The organism is Phyllobacterium sp. 01N428, from assembly GCF_056399405.1.
In genome coordinates this window covers 217,793-234,367 of record NZ_JBFTRH010000008.1, presented here as the reverse complement: position 1 = coordinate 234,367, position 16,575 = coordinate 217,793, and the positions used below count along the sequence as shown (strand labels likewise).

Genomic DNA, 16,575 nt, shown 5'->3' with positions numbered 1-16,575 from the left:
TCCTTTGGCATTCGCGGCAAGCTGCCTGATTATCTCTGACTCAGTACTCTTTGTTCCTTATCGCCCTTATCGTGGCGATACCCCGCAAGCCTTCCTTGTTGCCCGTCGCCGCGACCGCCTCAAAAATGCGCAAGGCATCGGCGAGCCGGTTCAACTTCATGTAGGAATAGCCGCGCAGGATCATGAGATCGGTGCGTTCGGGAGCGATCCGCGCCCGCTGGTCGAGTGCGAGGATGGCCTCGTTCGGACGGCCGGCGTTGAAGGCCTCCGTTGCCCGGGACGAAAGCAGCGCGATGTCGAGTTCGATCTGGCGGGATTGCTGCTGGCGAGCCTTTGAGGCGGCCACCGCGGCCTTGTCGCTGAGACCGGCACGCAGATAGGCAAGGCTTTGGCCGTAGGCTGCGTCGCTCCGCTGTGCCTCAGACCGGCTCAGGAGGCCGCGTTCGAATGCTGCGGCTGCCTCGAGTGGGCGATTGATATCCATCAGGCACCAGCCACGCGACAACGCGTTCTCGGGTGAAAGAGCCTGCGGGTCGATCGTTGTCGTGCAGCCGCGGACCGAACGCGCGCCGGCATTGTTGGTGGCCGCGCGGGGCGCTTGACGCGGACGCGCTTCCGGCGATCTTGGCCGGGGCGCCTGCTCGGTTTGGACGGCAGGCTGCTCGTATGGCTCCGCTCGCTGGCGGGAAATGGTCTCGGCGACTTGGTCCGCCAGGGTCCGAGGCTCCCCAGACGAAGGGGCGGGGGAAGTCGGCGCCGGCATATCCTGCAGCGCAAGCGGCGTGGTCAGGGTCGGCCGCAGTTGCGTTTGCTCCAGCGTGTCGCCGAACCGCTCGGGCGAGGGCGCTAGCCCGGGTTGCCGCGTCTTGCGCTGTTCACCGAGCCGCGCGATGCGCTCCGAGCGACCAGCCCAGCGCCGCTGGATCGCGGCTACGCCTGCCGCATCACCGAGCTGTTGGCGCGTCAGTACGAGCCCGTACGACGATGGTTCGTCGTCCGGCTTCCACTGCAGGGCCATCGAGAACCAGCCTGAAGCGGTCTCGAACTGATTGAGCAGATAAGCGTACCACCCGAGCTGCTGCGCGGCATTGGCCTCCTTTGCTTCCACGACCTCCGGCACCATGCGTTGCAGGATCGCAGGCGCAATCTCCACCGGCGGGTCCTGCGCCAGAAGATTTGCCACGGCAGCCATGTAGACCGCCTTCGTGTCGTCCGAGCTGTCGCGCCATTCGTACATGACTGCTTCGGCTTCTGCTGGGCGCGAGCGCGCGATCATCGCAAGTGCGAGGCCTTGCGCGGATGACGGCGCGCTTTCGCGATCATATGAAAGCTTGAACCATTTTTCCGCCGCCTCGAAATTATTGCGGCGCAGATAATACCAACCGAGGATAAGCGGATCGGAAGGGCCCGTTGTAGCGGTCGCAAGTTTCTCCACCCGCTCGACATCAGGCTGGGGTACGACAAGTTTCGGATCGGACCCTGCGTCGGCGACGGCTTTGCGCGCGAGGTCGTCGCGTATCGAATCGAATTCGCTCTTCCCGTCGGGCAGGATTTTGGCCTTTGCCAACAAGGTGTCGAGATCGGGCCGCGTCAGCAGCGGCAGCGCCTTCTGCACCGTCGCAAGCCGTTCAGCCGGATCGGTACAGGTATCGAGGATGTATGCGTAGGCAGCTTTCGCCCGGGCCTCGCGATCGGTTTTGGCGAAAGCTTCGGCCGTCCGCCACAGCACGTCGATCTCGCTGCAGGTCATCAGACTGTTATGGGCCGCGCCGACGCGGATCACCGTATCGTACTGTTTCAGGTCGGAGGCATTGATCAGTTGCTCGCGCGCTTCGGCAAGGTCCAATCGGTCCATCAGATCGGCGGGCGGTGTCCAGCCTTGTTCTGTACTCTGCCTATCCTGCACGGCCTTGCGCAATTCGGCGAGTTTCCCGTCGGCATATAGCTTCCACATGGCATCGAGCGATGCATCGGTCTGAACTGGCACGGCTAGGGGATCGGCGGGGGGCGTCCAATCGGGGTAGAGCGCCCTCAACCGCGCGATCTCCGCCGCCAGCCGGCGCTGATCGCCCTGGCGGGCAAAATAACGCAGCGCGGTTTCATCGACTTTCGGCGTCGTCGTGGGAGCAGGCGGCTGCTCCGGTGCAGGCTGCGTGCGGCGGGCAGGCGTTCGGCCGGACTGCGCGACGACATATTCACCGGCTGAATCCGCTTGGGCCGAACTGCCTTTTGCGCCTCCCAACAGCGCCGACCGGATCGTCTCTCCGGCCGTCGCCGACTCCGGCAGATAGCTTTGCTGAAGCGCAAAGGCTGCGGCGCAAGCGACCATCAGGGGTGCGATGATGAGGACCGGCTTCTTCATAAACATTCCGGATGCTGACTATGGGCGAACGAAAGCGATAATAAATGCAGCGTTGACGGGTAGTATAGAGACGGTTCGAACGAGCGTACGGCCTCCGGCAATTTTACCTTGTCCAGCACGCAAGCGACGAGTGCCGGAATGATCGCATACCCCGCATCGGAGAGCGTTTCCTTCACGTTTCCGCTGTCGCTGTCGGTAATGACCACCTGGCCGCTTTCCGAGGTCATGCCCTTGCGCAATCTCGTAAGCAATTCCCGGTCGTAGATGCGGGCGCGCATAAGGTAGAGAGGAATGCGCAAGGCATTGTACCCAAATTCCGCGGGAAATCCCTTGGCAGGCTTTAACTGTGTCTTGGCTGACATCCAGTCCGTGGGCAGCGACCGCGGGCCGGCACTGGCCTTATTGAGTAGCCCGACGCCGGTCATGCTCAATTGCATCCAGTCAGTCGTCTTGTCGATCGAGGCAAATTTCGGAAAGGCCTCGAAGACCCAATAGGACAGGTTGATGATCGGACCGTCAGTGCGGTCGGATTCGGAAAATCCCTTGGCACCAGGCAGCAGGAGCAGGCGGTCCTGCCATTTGACAACGTTCGATTTGCCGATTCCGCCGATAATCGTTTTTGCGGCGCTGATGAAATCGTTGCGCTCCCACTCGCCTCCCGCCAGCAACAGCGCATAGGCGATCAGAATATCGCCATCGGAGGCATTATTGCTGTCGGTAATGTGCGGTTTTGCCGAGGGATCCCATTTCCACATGGCGAGACCGTCGTCGCGCAACAAAAGCTCGGTTTTTGTAAATGACCAGATCAGATCGAAATCCGCCTTGCTGTTGGCAAGGTATGCGAGCAGCAACCCATAACCCTGGCCTTCACTATGGCTGATATTGCCGTTCGCATCATCGATCACCCGTCCACCTGCATCGATGAAGCGTGATTTATAGGCGGCCCAATCCGCTGGTTTCACGGTTCCCGACAAGGTTTGTGCCATCGCAACTCCGCCGCCGGCCCAGGCGAGCAAAAGACAAAGGAGGCAGGCATAGGCTCTCATATGCGCCTCCCGAGATTTGCCAGCATCCGCGAGGTCGTGATGCCAAGCAAGCAGGCAAGGACAACAAGGATCAATGAAAACCACAATATATTGCCGGAGAGCCAATTGGCGATGACCAGTCTCATATTCGAAAATGACAGCGGCTGTGACTGAACAAAGGTGTAGTTACCCACTGGTACCATCTGCATTTCGTCGGTGCCGGCTTTGTAGATGGAAATATGGCCCTGGAGTTCCGGCCAGTGATCCTGCCGCGTCAGGGCGCGGACGCCCTCGATGAGATTGTCGTCAGTTGCCGACGTTGCCACCGTCCAAACGCCATCGCCGTTCGGATTTGGCCGCTGGGCAACAAGCAGCGTAGCGGCAGGTTCCGGCGTATAGGGCGCATCGCTCTCATCGGAGGTCATGAGGCTCGCCAGGGAAATGTTGAACGTGCGGTTCAGCCAGTCGTCAAACGAGGAAATCTGGCCGCGCCAACCTCTTCCGGAAAGCCGCTCGCGCCACTCGTTGAAGTCGCTCTGCGTATTTTCCTCGGGTGCCGGTTCGACATTGCCTTTGACGGCACTCCAGATCGTCCGAGTGTTCTCGGAAATCCCGGTCTGCGTCAGAACGCTCGATTCGATTTGCGGGATGGCGCCGATAAACAGGGCATTTGAATTCATGGCGGAATTCGCGGTTGCCCTCGGATCGACCTCCATCGGCCGCCCGGCAGCCACGGCCATGCGGGCAAGCAGCGTTGCGGCCGCCGACAGGCTTTTTTCCCCGGCATTGTTCATCACGACAGGCAACGGTTTGTCCGAACGATTATAGGGGAAGCTCGTTCCGCTCAAGCCGGCAAGGTTGGGGAGGGTACCGATCCTGGCAAAACTTGGAATGACGAACTCAGACGAATCGAAGAGCGCGAACCGCGTCGTCGAGGATGCGTTGGATCCAGGCGCGCAGATGGAATCCGTCTTGGTGGTAAGCGCTGCCTCGATGGTGATCAGGTTCACGCCGGGCCGGAAGTGCCGCATGGTGAAGCTGATCGGAAAATGCCGCAGGATTTCGCCGCCTGAAGTGGTTATCGGTAGCGTGGCGGCAATATTGTCGTTGACGTAAATATTGATCTGACTGCCCGGCAAGACGTCTTCCGAGTAGGCGGCGTCGAGGAGAATGGTCGCCTTTCCATACTCGTTCGCGTAGAAATCCGAAGGAACGCCAATTGCAAATTCAGTTCGCAGCCGGCGTCCGGTGAAATTCTTCGTATCCACCCCAAGTTCGCTGAGCTTTACCCGCGATGAAGAAATGAAAAGCGGCACGTCGGGTGACCGCCATGTCTGGGTAGAAATGAACGTCCGCGGCACGCTGAGATCGCGCTTCAGCGGGTCGACAAAGCCGGCAACCGCATTGGTGACAGATTGCCAATCGGCGCCGCGAAAGCGGAGGATCGAACTGCCGGTTGCAGGGTCGTCCACAAATGCCACGCCGGGTGCCGTTCGACTGTCTCCTGCCCACGGCGCGAGGGATTGCAGTTCCTCGTCGGTACCAAGAAGGACCGTCAGCGCGCCGGGCGACTGCTCTGCCGGCAGGGTGGACGAGACCGTCACCGTCTGGTTCGGCATATTGGCAAGGATCGCCAAACCCTGGGCTGTGTGAAGCATGGGAGCCGTCGCTTGGGTGCGGTCAATGGCGGGAACGACAATGTTGAACGCCGTTCGTCCGGTCCCGTCGACACCGATTGCACGTATGTCGTCCAGCTTCTTGAGCCTGCGCGGATTGTCCCCGGTGAAAGAAAGATAAGTCTTTGACGGATCGACTTCAGTCCACAATTCGTAGGTCGATTGCACCGTGCAGTCGGTGCGGTGGCGAAGGCTGGTGTTTATGCGGAATGTGTTGAGCCCCTCTTTCAGGACGCCGGCCGGTATCTTCGCCGTCAAAGTCTTCCGGCCCTCCGGCGACTGTACCGGCTCGCTGATGATGCGGGCGTTGTTGATGGAAACGGTCATGGTGGACCACTCCGGCGCCACGACGAGGCTGCTCTGATAGGCCAGCGTCAGAGTGGCAGGAGCTGCCGCCTGATCCGCAGTAATGAAAACGGCCCACGTCTTGTCACCGTTCTCACCGTTGAACGAAAGGCTGTCCTGAGGCACGATATAGCGTCGCCATTGTCCGTCGGCCCTGATCGGCGCCGGCGCCAATTTGGGAGCGGGGGCGGGTGCGGCCGGTGCCTGCTGGCCGGGCAGTGGCGAGAACGGCGCGGCCGGCTTCTCGGCCGGTGCGGGTTCGGCGGGGCGCTCGGGCGACATGTCGAAAGGCGCGACCTGCGCATAAGAACTCAGGGTGGAAAGGCCGAGAAACAGGCAGGCGCCAAGCAGCCGCTTCATAGCGTGCCCTCCCATTCCCTTTTGCCTCTTCCAGTCAAGTGGCGGAAAAGATAGGAAAAACCCCGGTATGTCTGGAATATCGCCACCCCGAAAAACCAGATCGTACCCTTGAACAGGCCGGGATTACCACGCCGATCCAGCTGGAATTTGGTCCACTGAGCCGAATTGGCAAAGATCAGGTCGGCGATCAACGAGTGATCGGAGGGCTGGTCAGGCATGAACATGCAGCCGACCGACGTTTCTCCAGCTTGCTTTCTGACATTGCGGACCTGCAATGGAAGATCGCCGAGATCTCCCGTTGCGAATGTCTTGAAGCGGACGTCGGTCAGCATGCCGACGGAAACCGCCTCGGCCACATCGCCCAGCACCTGAACGCGCAGACCATTGACCGACACATCGTCGATCGTCCCTTGCAGCCAGCGCTCGCCCACGCGAAATTCGCAGCGGCGGCTCACCTTCACGCGTCGCGAAGGCCGCTTGTCACCGCGCTCGGATACAACCCCAAGCGCACAGCCCGCGAAAACCAGATTGAGAAGGTTCCACGCACCCACGACAAGCGTGACATCCGCTTTGTATGGCTCGGTGTAAATTCGATAGATCGTCACCCCCACGCCGACTAGCAGCACCAGGAAGATGACAAAGAATGGCGTGCTCAATTCCGAAAGGCGGCTTCGGTCGATACGCTCGTCCTTCGCGGTGACCTTGAATGTCGGCTTGCGCGGGTTCAGGGCAACCGACACGACTGCCGGCAGGAGATGCACGGTCTGGACATATTCGTAGAGCTCGGAAATCCAGGGCCAGCGGAATGCGCCGTAAAGATAGTTCTGCATCATCAGGTTCACGACCATATAGATGAGCGTATAGGCGAGGAATTCGCCGCCTGATGCCGTGAAGATCTCAAGCCCGAAGAACAGATAGAACAGCGGCGCGACCAGAAAGATTGCCCGCGGGAATGGAAAGAGCCAGAACAACGTCGAAGAGAGGTAGCAAAGGCGTTGCGGGATCGTGAGCCCGCCATTGAATAAAGGAAAGCGGAACCGCAGGATTTGCATCATACCCTGCGCCCAGCGGCTGCGCTGGCCGATGAAACTCGCGAACGTGGCGGGTTGCAAACCTGCAATGAGGGGCTTGTCGAGATAGACGCTGTTCCAGCCCTTTGAATGGAGCGCGATGGCAGTCTCGCAATCTTCCGTGATGCTGATGCCGCTGAACCCGCCGGTAACATTCAGGGCCTCGCGGCGGAGCACGGCGGCCGAGCCGCAAAAGAAAGCAGCGTTCCATTTATCGAGCCCGCGCTGGATGATGCCGTAGAACATTTCGTTTTCGGATGGCATTTCCTCGAACGTACGCAGATTGCGCTCGAGCGGATCCGGGTTGAGGAAGAAGTGCGGCGTCTGCACGAGAAACAGTTTGTCGTCCTCATCGAAATAGCCGACCGTTTCGAGCAGGAAATCGCGTGTTGGCGCGTGATCCGCATCGAACACGGCGATCAATTCGCCGGTTGAATGTTCAAGGCCATTATTGAGATTGCCAGCCTTGGCATGGACGTTCTTCTCACGCGTCAGGTAGTGAACGCCCAAAGCCTCGCAGAGCACCGAGAGATCCTTGAAACGCTTTTCAGCGATGTGGGATTCGACAATCTTGTCGGCATTGCGCTTTTGCAGCGTACCGCCGTCATCGAGTATCCATACGGTGAGCTTGTCAGCCGGATAGTCCATGGCCTTGGCTGCGGCCATGGTGTTTGCAAGCAGTTCGATGTCCTCGTTATAGGTCGGGATGAACACGTCAACGCTTGGCAATTCACCTTTGGTTGCCGGCCGTGTCGTGCGGTGCGGCAGTGGCATCGAGACGACAAAAAGGCTGAGCGCCAACATCATCACACTGTAAATCTCGGCGAGATACAGCAGGAAACCGGGGATGAAGTTTTCGAGCTGGTTGACCGGAGGCAGCGTGCTCGTCGTACGCCAGTAGACATAGCGCATGACGATGGCCGTACCGAAGGCAAGGGCGATCAGCCGCCAGATACCGCCGGCATTCAGCGTCTTCAACACCATCATGAGGAACAGTACCGAGGCGCCGGCGATCAGCTGCGTCTGCAGATTTACCGGGAGCGTGACCAGGAGCAGAACGCTGATCGACGTTACGAGCCACATCAGGATGATGAGGAACTTACGCATGGACGGCCGTGCTTTTCGATGGGCGGGCGGGCGAAGAATTCATCTCATGTCCTGGCGGTGGGTTAATGGGAGGGTCATTCCCCAATGAATGTAACTGCGTTTTGGCTCCGGTTTATTGGGCGGCGGGTGGCGGGGGTGGAACGACGGCCCGATTGATCTGGGTCGGTGCAGGCATGGGCGGGGCCGCACCCGATACAGGCGGCGGCGGTACGATGGGTCCGATCGGCGCAGGTCTTGCCGGACGGGTCTCGACAGCCGGCGCGGCGGGGAGCCGTGCGCGCCGTTTTGGCGCCGCTGCAACGGGTTGCGGCGCCGGAGGCGGCATCAATGCGGCAGATGGCGGCATATCAGGGCCAGCCGGAAAGACATTGGCGCCCGGGCGGCCAAGATTGTCCGGCACGCCAGCCGGTTCGCCATAAGGGTTCCAGCTGTAATTGTTGAAGGCTGCGTTGATGGTGAACCCATACATGAACGCCAGCAATTGTTCTTCGGTCAAGCGCGAGTCGCAAAGACGCAGCCGGATCTGGATCGAGCCGCGCCCGGTAAACCAGCGCGATTGTGTTTCAGGTGGCCGGATGCGCTGCCAGGCATAGACGCAGGTATCGCCGGAGCGTGAATGCCCGCTGGCGAAACCGAAGGCACCGTAGCGGTTCTGCACGAAGTTGGGAGAACGATGCATTGGAACACCCGGCAACGTGCCTCGGAGCTCGCGATCGATATTCGTTGTCCCAAGCTGACGGTCGCGCAGCGTATCACCACCCGAAAGGTTTGCCTTCACCGGTCCGAACAGCTGTACGCGCAGGACATTCTGCCCAGGCGTGCGCGCGGACGTCGCCAACAGAATTTCCTGTTGAACGGCATTGTTGTAGGATCGTTCGACGACACTGACGATGGATGGACCGCCAGGCGGCGGTAGCGCATAGGCCTGCTGCGCGTCGACTGTTCGCGTCGATGCCAGGATCTGCGGCGGCCCCCCGGACGCGCAGCCGCCAACCAGAAGTAGCAAGATCAGACAGGAAGTCCTCTTCAACATTTGGGAAAACTAGGCGATTGAATTGATTCGTACAAAGGAAATGCTCTACGTCGTTGGGAAAGTTCAAACTTCTCACATCAACAGTTGCCCGATGGTTACACCTAAAAATTGAAGAACGGCATGTCCCGCAGAACTGTCCGTCGCACCTTAGCTTTATTTTCAACGTGGATCTTCGCAATTTGATAGTCCTGGCCCTCGTCTACTTCGCTAATCCATCCGTCTGGCAGCTAATACTCGCAATCGCGGAACCTTCTGCCGAAACTTCCATCTATCTCCAAGGGAGATCGAAGGAGCCGCGTTGCGTGCCACAGTTGGTTTTTAACAGCCACCCACACACAGTCAGCCCGATTCGGATCGGGCATAGCGCCTGCGAAAGCCTTCCGGCTGTCTCTCAGATTTTGGCCGCTTGATCGCGGCCTTCGTCGGCACTGAAACTATGGTCCGGCTGGAAGGCCACCCGGACGGTAGTAATGGGTCCAAGATCATTCCAGGTTGTGCGATGCAGGATCAACAATGCCTGGCCCTGCCTCGTCTGCAATAATCGCGCATCGCGCCGGTCGGCATTCTCAGCTGAAAACGAGAACTCAGCCCGCAGGTAGGGTGCGTTGCGCACCAGCCATTCATTCGCATTCAAATCCCGGAAGCCGGCGTGCTCAAGTCCTGGCACGACGTGCGGATTAATCCAGCGGTCTTCGAGCTGGTAGGGTTTGCCGTCGGCGTAATGCACCGCCCTGAGATGGACCAGCCGTTCCCCTTCCGGAAGACCGAGGCGTGCCGCGATGTGTACGGGAATCGGACTGAGCCGCTGCGCAACGACACGGTGGCTGTAGGTGAGGCCCGCGTCCTCGACCTGCTCACGCACGATGGGAATCGAGAAAGTGGCCTTGCGCACCGGATTGACCACCACCCGCGTGCCCGCGCGACGCCGGCGATCGAGAAGGCCTTCATCGGCGAGCACTTGTAACGCCTTGTTGACCGTCGCCCGCGCGGCGCTGAACTCGACCGCCAGATCCGCCTCGTCCGGTATGCGTTCGCCTTCACGCCACTTCAGTTCGACAATGCGACGACGTACCTCGTCAGCGATGCTTTGGGCCTTGCGCATGGTTGCCGCCTATGGCTGCTACCGCCGATGAATATCCAGCGGAATGCGAGCAAGTTTAGACATATCCATAAAATAAGTATAGACATATTTGCGGGCTTATGTGTAGACATATTCCGTCACAGCGCGCTATGGAGGAGTGCAGATGTACCGTTCCCGTTATACGGCAGCCAGCAATTTTGCCGCGCGTCCAATGTCGGAGGCGCGGGCATGAACCGGCCGCTGGCGGGGATCAAGGTGCTGGATCTGTCGCGTGTGTTGGCGGGTCCTTACTGCACGGCGCTCCTCGCGGATCTTGGCGCCGAGGTCATCAAGCTTGAACCGCCGGCAGGCGATGATTATCGCCATGTAGGCCCGTTCAGCCAAGGTGAAAGCGCACTTTTTACTCTCAACAATCGGGGCAAGCGCAGCATCGTTCTGGACCTCAAGGTTCCGGAAGACCAGGCGCTGGCACAAATGCTCGCCGAGCGCGTAGACGTGGTGGTCGAGAATTTCCGTCCCGGCGTGGCCGAGCGCTTGGGGCTGGGCGCCGCGGCGCTGCGGGCGGCGAACCCCAGGCTTATCTATTGCTCGATCTCCGGCTTTGGCCAGGAGGGACCATTCAAGGATTTGCCGGCCTATGACCTCATCGTGCAGGCCATGTCCGGCCTGATGGCGAGCACCGGCGAGGAGGGAGGCGGTCCGCTCAAAACCGGTGAAAGCATTGCGGATCTGCTCGCCGGATTGTTTGCCAGCTGGTCCATCATGGCCGCGCTGGTGCAACGCAATTCGACAGGGAAGGGTGCCACGCTTGACGTCGCCATGTATGACGCCCTGTTTTCAGTGTTGACGACCAGCCATGCACTGCACCTCTATGCTGGCCTATTGCCGCAACGCGTCGGCAATCGCCATCCGCTCTCGACGCCCTTTGGCTGCTTTGCCACCAGCGATGGGCAGGTGGTGATAACCGTTCTGAACCCCAGGCAGTTTAGCGCGCTTGCTCAACTTGTCGGCGCCCCTCAGGCCGTCGACGACCAGCGTTTTGCTACAGATGAGAGCCGCACCGAACATGAACCAGCCTTGAAGGCCTTGATCGAAAACTGGTCGCGCGAGCTGACCACCGAGGAAGCCATTGCCGCACTCTCTGCAGCCGGTCTGCCGGCTGCCCCGATCTGGGACATTGCGCAGGCAATTTCGAATGAGCATTCGGCGGCGCGTGGCTTGGTCAGCCTACTGCAGCATCCGGTGCTGGGGGAGGCGCCGACAGTCGGTCAGCCCGTTCGTTTCGACGGCGAAAAGCCGTTAGCAGCAGCTTCGGCGCCCCGGCTCGGCGGCGATCGCGAAACAATTCTGCGGGAGTTCGGGTTGGAGAAGCGCGCATGACGGATGAATGGTACATGCTGTCCGACGAGGAGCGGCTGTTCTGCGACGTGCTTGGGCGGCTGTGTGCGGAACGCATTGCGACGAAAGCGGCGGCAACCGACGAAGCCTCTACCTTCGTGCATGAACAACTCGCGGTTCTGGCCGAAGCCGGAATGCTGGGCGCAAATCTGCCGGAAGCCTATGGCGGGAGTTCCATCTCGGCAACTGCGCTGCTGCGGGCAGTGGCGATCGTCGCCGGAGCCTGCGGTTCCACTGCTTCGGCGCTGACCGCGCACTATCTGGCGACCGACTCCATCCTCATCGGCGGAACGGAAGCGCAAAAACAGAAATGGCTGCCCAAGGCGGCAACGGGCGAGGCTTTGGGATCGTTCGCGCTGACCGAACCCACTGCCGGATCCGATCCTGCCGACATGAAGACTCGGGCGCGCCGCACGAGTGCGGGTTGGCATGTCAAAGGCACGAAATGCTTCATCTCCAATGGCGGCGTTGCAGATTTCATTGTTCTCTATGCCGTGACCGATCCGGAAAAGGGACATCGCGGCATTTCAGCCTTTATCCTCCCCAAGGGGACGCCGGGGCTTGAAGCTGGTGTGGCTGAAAGGACAATGGGTCTCAAGGGCGGCCATGTCTTCACACTGAACATCGACTGCGAGCTGCCGTCCGATGCGCTGTTGGGGGAGGAAGGCAAGGGTTTTCGCACGGCCATGCAAGTGCTTGACAATGGCCGTATCGAGGTTGCCGCGCAATGCCTCGGCATGGCCGAGGCTGCAATGCAAGCTGCGATCGCTTACGCTAAGGAGCGTGTCATCGGTGGGCAGCCACTGAGTGACCGGCAGGGCATACGCTGGATGATCGCCGATATGGGTTTGGCCTATCGCTCGGCGTTGCTCGTTGCGCAGGACGCGGCGCGACAACGGGATCTGGCGCATGCAGGCGGCGGGCGGTTTTCGCTCGCAGCCTCCATGGCCAAGTTGCACGCATCAGAAGCTGCGGGCCGCATTGCGGATATCGCGCTGCAACTGCATGGAGGTTATGGATATACGCGTGATTTCCCCATCGAACGGATCAATCGCGATCTTCGGATCATGCGGATCTACGAAGGCTCGAGTGAAATCCAGCGCATTATCATTTCCGGCCATATGCTGAACTGACCGAAGGCGACCCGTGCATCAGTCAAAGCGCAATGCATCCAATGTTTTCCCAGCGAGCGCCATGGGAAGAAGCGGCAAGAACCGGCGGAGTGTAATGCCTCCGCTCGTCGCGCCGAACGGCCGGTTCCTATCCGGTGGTGACGGGCCAGACGGCGGTCCTGCTGCTTTGCCGAATCCGCTTATTGAGTACTTTTCGTTGCATTCTGGCATGGTAAGGTTGCGCAGCGAAGCGGAAGATACCGGGCGGCGGTGGACTCCTGCGCTGTGGAATAATCTGGCGAAAAGCGTGATCCGTTGCGCTTTGGCCAACGTGAACATAACAGCCGGTCAAGGAGCGACATAGGGCCTCGATCGGCGAGGCATTTCTCTGATCTAAAAAATACGGCGACACAATAAGTGCCCGCCGTGTCAATCCCGTGGGAACAACTAGGAGAACTTAAATGAGCATTCACATCACCTTCAAAGGGGCGCTTGTCGGCTTGGCCGCACTCTGTCTTGCCAGCGCCGCCGAGGCGGACCAGCTTGCGGACGTCAAGGCCGCGGGCAAGATCGTCACCGCCACCGACATGCACTATGCACCCTTCGACATGCTCAACAACGGCACGTATGAGGGCATGACCAAGGACCTGTTCGACCAGGTTGCCAAGGAAATCGGGGTCGAGCCGGTCTACCAGGATATCCCGTGGACCGCCGAGCTCCCGGGTCTTGAAGTCAAGAAGTTCGACATCGTGATCGCCCCCGTTACCATCACCCCGGAGCGGCTCGAGCGCTACGGCTTCACCCTACCTATTGCCGATGCCACCGTTTCGCTGCTGAAGGCTGCGAGCAACACCGAACTCACCAAGCCGGAAGACATCAAGGGCAAGACCGTCGGCGTCCAGCAGGGTACCGCGCAATTCAAGCAGCTTGAAGCCTATGGCCAGAAGCTTGGCGGTGTAACGATCAAGGAATACGGCACCACCGACGAAGCCTATGCCGACCTCGCTGCCGGCCGTCTCGATGCGGTTGCGGGCTCGCTTCCGAACCTTACCTATCTCGTGAAGAGCCGTCCTGAGAGTTTTGCTCTCTTCACTCCTGCCCAGTTCGGTGAGCCGAAGTATTTCGCATGGGTGCTGCGCAAGGATGCCGACAGCGAAAGCTTCAACAAGGCCATCAACGATGCGGTGCTCAAGATGACCGATGACGGCCGCGTCAAGGCGATCCAGGAGAAGTGGCTCGGCACCTACACCGAACTGCCGCGTGAGGTTCCGACCAAGTAATTTGCGGCGGGCGGAGTCAGCTCCGCCCGCACATCTTGGGTCAAGTGAGGGCGGATGTTTTCCTTAGCGGTTTTCCTTCAAAGCTTCGAGCCGTTGTTGTGGGCGGCGCGATACACGCTGCTGATCTCTATACTCGGTATCGGACTGGGTCTTGTGATCGGCACGCTGGTCTGCGCAGCTCGCCTGTCGCCTTACCCGATGCTGCGCCGCTTTGCAGCCATCTGGGTCAGTTTCCTGCGCGGCGTGCCGCTCCTGGTGCAATTGCTGGTGTTCTACTACGCGTTGCCGGTCATTGGCCTCGACGTTCCTGCAATGGTCGCTGCCGTCGTGACCGTCGGTATCTGCGCCAGCGCCTATATCTCCGAAATCTGGCGCGGCGCGATTGCGGCGCTGCCGAGGGGACAGGCAGAGGCGGCGGTCGCCATCGGCATGACGCCATTCGACGTATGGATCCGGGTCATTCTCCCGCAAGCCGTGACGCTTTCGCTGCCGGCATTGATCAACGAACTTATTCTTCTGGTGAAGGCGTCCTCGCTGGTCTCGGTTGTCGGTATTCTTGAAATTACCCGCGCCAGCCAGGCGCAGGCCGCTACCACCTTCCGGCCGCTTGAGGTCTACATCGCCGCCGCCTGCATTTATCTCGTGATCAATTTGTGCCTCGCGGCGCTCGGACGTTACCTCGAACACAGGACGGCCGTCTGATGGATTGGAGCATGTTGCAGCAATATGGCCCGTCGCTGCTCAAGGGGTTCGCCAATACCATCGTCTGCTGGGCGCTTGGCACCGTCTTCGGCATGGCGCTTGGCCTCGTCATTGCGCTCATTCAACGCTATGCACCGCGCTGGGTGACGTGGATCATCCAGGTCTATATCGAAGTTATCCGCGGCACACCGTTCCTTGTGCAATTATTCGTGCTTTATTACGGTGGCCCACTCATCGGCCTGCGCCTCGATGCCCTGCCGGCCGGCCTGCTTGGGCTGACAATCTATGGCAGCCCCTATTTCGCGGAAATATTCCGTTCGGGATTCCGGGCAGTGCCCGATGGGCAGATCGAAGCCGCCCGCGCCATCGGCATGGCCGAAGGCCATATTGTGCGGCGTATCCTGCTGCCCCTCGGCTTGGTCTCCGCCTTGCCGGCGCTGGTGAACTTTTCGATCATCCTGACCAAGGAAACCGTGATTCTGTCGATCATCACGGTTCCCGAATTGCTGTACCAGGTGCAGCGCATGTCCGCGGAAACCTTCCGGTATGTCGAGGCAAACCTGGTGCTGGCGCTGTTCTTCTGGGGCTTAGTAGAGACGATCTCGCGCGTCGGCCACAGACTGGAAGCGCGTATCACGAAACATCTGATTGAAAGGACGTAAGATGCTTGCAGCGTCATCCGTCGAAATGCGTAAGGTCAACAAATTCTACGGCAAGTTTCAGGCGCTGAAGGATGTCGACCTGTCGATTATGCCCGGCAAGGTCACCTGTCTCATCGGACCTTCCGGTTCCGGCAAGTCGACGCTGCTCCGCTGCATCAATTTCCTTGAAGAATACGATTCCGGCGAAGTCCGCATTGACGGCCAGTTGATTGGCTATGAGGCGCCCAACAAGAAGATGTCGGGCCGCAAGCTCCGCGAGATGCGCCGCTCGATCGGCATGGTGTTCCAGCAGTTCAATCTCTGGCCGCATATGACTGCCAAGGAGAACGTCGCCGAGGGGCTGATCCGCGTGCGCCGCATGTCCAAGGCCGACGCCGAGCGGCGCGCCGTGGAGGCGTTGGCCAAGGTGGGGCTGGCGGACAAGATGGCAAACCATCCTTCGCGGCTCTCCGGCGGACAGCAACAACGCGTTGCAATTGCCCGCGCCATCGCCATGGAACCGAGGCTCATGCTCTTCGACGAGCCGACGTCCGCACTCGACCCGGAGCTGGTGGGCGAGGTGCTGAGCGTCATGAGGACACTGGCTGGGGAGGGGATGACGATGGTGGTCGTTACCCACGAAATGGGTTTCGCCGCACACGTCGCCGATCAGGTCGGATTCATGGAAAAGGGCGAACTCGTGGGCGTCGATAGCCCCGACCGCATCCTGCATCATCCCCAGGATGCGCGTATCCAGTCTTTCCTGCGTACTTATCACGAGCGCAACAGCTTCTGATCGTCAAGGTCCATAAGCTGCCGGATCCCATTCAGGTACAGATCGGCTTCAAAAAAGAAAATTGCCCGCGTGGTGTCGGAAATGGTCCGCAGCACTCGTCCTTGCAGCGAAAGCTTCGAGACTTTGCTTCAGGAGGACCAGTATGACAACGGCAACAGGCAATGCGGGATGGACGACGGCGGCGATTCTGGTGGGGCGACTTATCTTCGCGCTCGTCTTCATCATGGCCGTGAGCTTCAAGTTGATGGATATCGGCGGAACGGCCACGTATATCGCGGGGGCCGGATTTCCGTTTCCCACCCTGTTGGCGTGGCTTGCTGCGCTGCTTGAGCTTGCTCTCGTCGCATGCTTCCTGACCGGCGCCTATTTCTCCGAAGCAGCACTTGTAGCTGCCGCCTACGTTCTGTTTCTGGCATTTGCATTTCACGGACCGTCACACTGGGCGGGAAACCAGGCCGAGTTCGGATTCTTCATCGACCATTTCACGTTTGCTGCCGGTCTGCTCTTTGCGGCAGCGCACGGACCCGGACGGGTATTGGCGATCAAGAAGGAATGGCTTCGGCGATAGTGCCGGATTAAACTACCGA

Annotated in this window: 13 protein-coding genes; 7 read left to right on the top strand and 6 right to left on the bottom strand. The window is 59.9% G+C overall.

All coding sequences use genetic code 11. From position 1 onward, the window contains the following. Positions 1 to 40 precede the first annotated feature (40 nt). The 6 genes from AC1DNI_RS19470 to AC1DNI_RS19445 all read right to left on the bottom strand — a co-directional run bounded on the left by AC1DNI_RS19470 (position 41) and on the right by AC1DNI_RS19445 (position 10,080). A complete protein-coding gene (locus AC1DNI_RS19470) occupies positions 41 to 2,362 on the bottom strand; it encodes a cellulose synthase (protein ID WP_477693064.1) in 2,322 nt (773 codons plus the stop codon). Next, entirely contained in the window at positions 2,359 to 3,408 is a 1,050-nt protein-coding gene (locus tag AC1DNI_RS19465) for a family 8 glycosyl hydrolase (RefSeq protein ID WP_477693063.1), read from the bottom strand. Before AC1DNI_RS19465 ends, AC1DNI_RS19470 begins: the two co-directional genes overlap by 4 nt. Beyond that, on the bottom strand, positions 3,405 to 5,768 hold the full coding sequence (locus AC1DNI_RS19460) for a cellulose biosynthesis cyclic di-GMP-binding regulatory protein BcsB (RefSeq protein ID WP_477693062.1): 2,364 nt from the start codon (positions 5,766 to 5,768) through the stop codon (positions 3,405 to 3,407). The genes AC1DNI_RS19465 and AC1DNI_RS19460 overlap by 4 nt, the downstream gene beginning before the upstream one ends. Continuing rightward, positions 5,765 to 7,945: a UDP-forming cellulose synthase catalytic subunit gene (gene bcsA, locus AC1DNI_RS19455; RefSeq protein ID WP_477693061.1), complete on the bottom strand. Its 2,181-nt coding sequence runs from the start codon at positions 7,943 to 7,945 to the stop codon at positions 5,765 to 5,767. Before bcsA ends, AC1DNI_RS19460 begins: the two co-directional genes overlap by 4 nt. Positions 7,946 to 8,057: 112 nt before the next feature. Further along, complete coding sequence (gene bcsN / locus AC1DNI_RS19450) at positions 8,058 to 8,951, bottom strand: cellulose biosynthesis protein BcsN (protein WP_477693060.1); 894 nt, start codon at positions 8,949 to 8,951, stop codon at positions 8,058 to 8,060. A 418-nt stretch (positions 8,952 to 9,369) separates the two neighbouring features. Next, the gene (locus tag AC1DNI_RS19445; protein ID WP_477693059.1) at positions 9,370 to 10,080 is read right to left on the bottom strand and encodes a GntR family transcriptional regulator; all 711 of its coding nucleotides are present in this window, start codon (positions 10,078 to 10,080) and stop codon (positions 9,370 to 9,372) included. 207 nt (positions 10,081 to 10,287) lie between these two features. Between AC1DNI_RS19445 and AC1DNI_RS19440 the strand changes: the two genes are divergently transcribed. From AC1DNI_RS19440 to AC1DNI_RS19410, 7 genes are all read left to right on the top strand, one after another. Next, on the top strand, positions 10,288 to 11,439 hold the full coding sequence (locus tag AC1DNI_RS19440; RefSeq protein ID WP_477693058.1) for a CaiB/BaiF CoA transferase family protein: 1,152 nt from the start codon (positions 10,288 to 10,290) through the stop codon (positions 11,437 to 11,439). Beyond that, positions 11,436 to 12,590, top strand: a complete 1,155-nt coding sequence (locus AC1DNI_RS19435) for an acyl-CoA dehydrogenase family protein (protein ID WP_477693057.1) — start codon at positions 11,436 to 11,438, stop codon at positions 12,588 to 12,590. The genes AC1DNI_RS19440 and AC1DNI_RS19435 overlap by 4 nt, the downstream gene beginning before the upstream one ends. A 440-nt stretch (positions 12,591 to 13,030) precedes the next feature. Then, positions 13,031 to 13,849 carry a transporter substrate-binding domain-containing protein gene (locus AC1DNI_RS19430; protein ID WP_091951652.1) on the top strand — a complete coding sequence of 273 codons (819 nt, stop codon included), beginning with the start codon at positions 13,031 to 13,033 and terminating at the stop codon, positions 13,847 to 13,849. Between the two features lie 54 nt (positions 13,850 to 13,903). Next, positions 13,904 to 14,551, top strand: a complete 648-nt coding sequence (locus AC1DNI_RS19425) for an amino acid ABC transporter permease (protein ID WP_091951650.1) — start codon at positions 13,904 to 13,906, stop codon at positions 14,549 to 14,551. Beyond that, a complete protein-coding gene (locus AC1DNI_RS19420) occupies positions 14,551 to 15,213 on the top strand; it encodes an amino acid ABC transporter permease (RefSeq protein WP_027232773.1) in 663 nt (220 codons plus the stop codon). The genes AC1DNI_RS19425 and AC1DNI_RS19420 overlap by 1 nt, the downstream gene beginning before the upstream one ends. 1 nt (position 15,214) lies before the next feature. Continuing rightward, on the top strand, positions 15,215 to 15,988 hold the full coding sequence (locus tag AC1DNI_RS19415; RefSeq protein ID WP_477693056.1) for an amino acid ABC transporter ATP-binding protein: 774 nt from the start codon (positions 15,215 to 15,217) through the stop codon (positions 15,986 to 15,988). Positions 15,989 to 16,130: 142 nt separating this feature from the next. Next, the gene (locus tag AC1DNI_RS19410) at positions 16,131 to 16,556 is read left to right on the top strand and encodes a DoxX family membrane protein (RefSeq protein ID WP_477693055.1); all 426 of its coding nucleotides are present in this window, start codon (positions 16,131 to 16,133) and stop codon (positions 16,554 to 16,556) included. Positions 16,557 to 16,575 lie beyond the last annotated feature (19 nt).

Bases quoted from the DNA above. Each gene is read 5' to 3' on its own strand.
- bcsA (WP_477693061.1), bottom strand. From the start codon at position 7,945: ATGCGTAAGTTCCTCATCATCCTGATGTGGCTCGTAACGTCGATCAGC.
- AC1DNI_RS19445 (WP_477693059.1), bottom strand. From the start codon at position 10,080: ATGCGCAAGGCCCAAAGCATCGCTGACGAGGTACGTCGTCGCATTGTC.
- AC1DNI_RS19430 (WP_091951652.1), top strand. From the start codon at position 13,031: ATGAGCATTCACATCACCTTCAAAGGGGCGCTTGTCGGCTTGGCCGCA.
- AC1DNI_RS19415 (WP_477693056.1), top strand. From the start codon at position 15,215: ATGCTTGCAGCGTCATCCGTCGAAATGCGTAAGGTCAACAAATTCTAC.
- AC1DNI_RS19460 (WP_477693062.1), bottom strand. From the start codon at position 5,768: ATGAAGCGGCTGCTTGGCGCCTGCCTGTTTCTCGGCCTTTCCACCCTG.
- AC1DNI_RS19440 (WP_477693058.1), top strand. From the start codon at position 10,288: ATGAACCGGCCGCTGGCGGGGATCAAGGTGCTGGATCTGTCGCGTGTG.
- AC1DNI_RS19465 (WP_477693063.1), bottom strand. From the start codon at position 3,408: ATGAGAGCCTATGCCTGCCTCCTTTGTCTTTTGCTCGCCTGGGCCGGC.
- AC1DNI_RS19420 (WP_027232773.1), top strand. From the start codon at position 14,551: ATGGATTGGAGCATGTTGCAGCAATATGGCCCGTCGCTGCTCAAGGGG.
- AC1DNI_RS19425 (WP_091951650.1), top strand. From the start codon at position 13,904: ATGTTTTCCTTAGCGGTTTTCCTTCAAAGCTTCGAGCCGTTGTTGTGG.
- AC1DNI_RS19410 (WP_477693055.1), top strand. From the start codon at position 16,131: ATGACAACGGCAACAGGCAATGCGGGATGGACGACGGCGGCGATTCTG.
- AC1DNI_RS19470 (WP_477693064.1), bottom strand. From the start codon at position 2,362: ATGAAGAAGCCGGTCCTCATCATCGCACCCCTGATGGTCGCTTGCGCC.
- AC1DNI_RS19435 (WP_477693057.1), top strand. From the start codon at position 11,436: ATGACGGATGAATGGTACATGCTGTCCGACGAGGAGCGGCTGTTCTGC.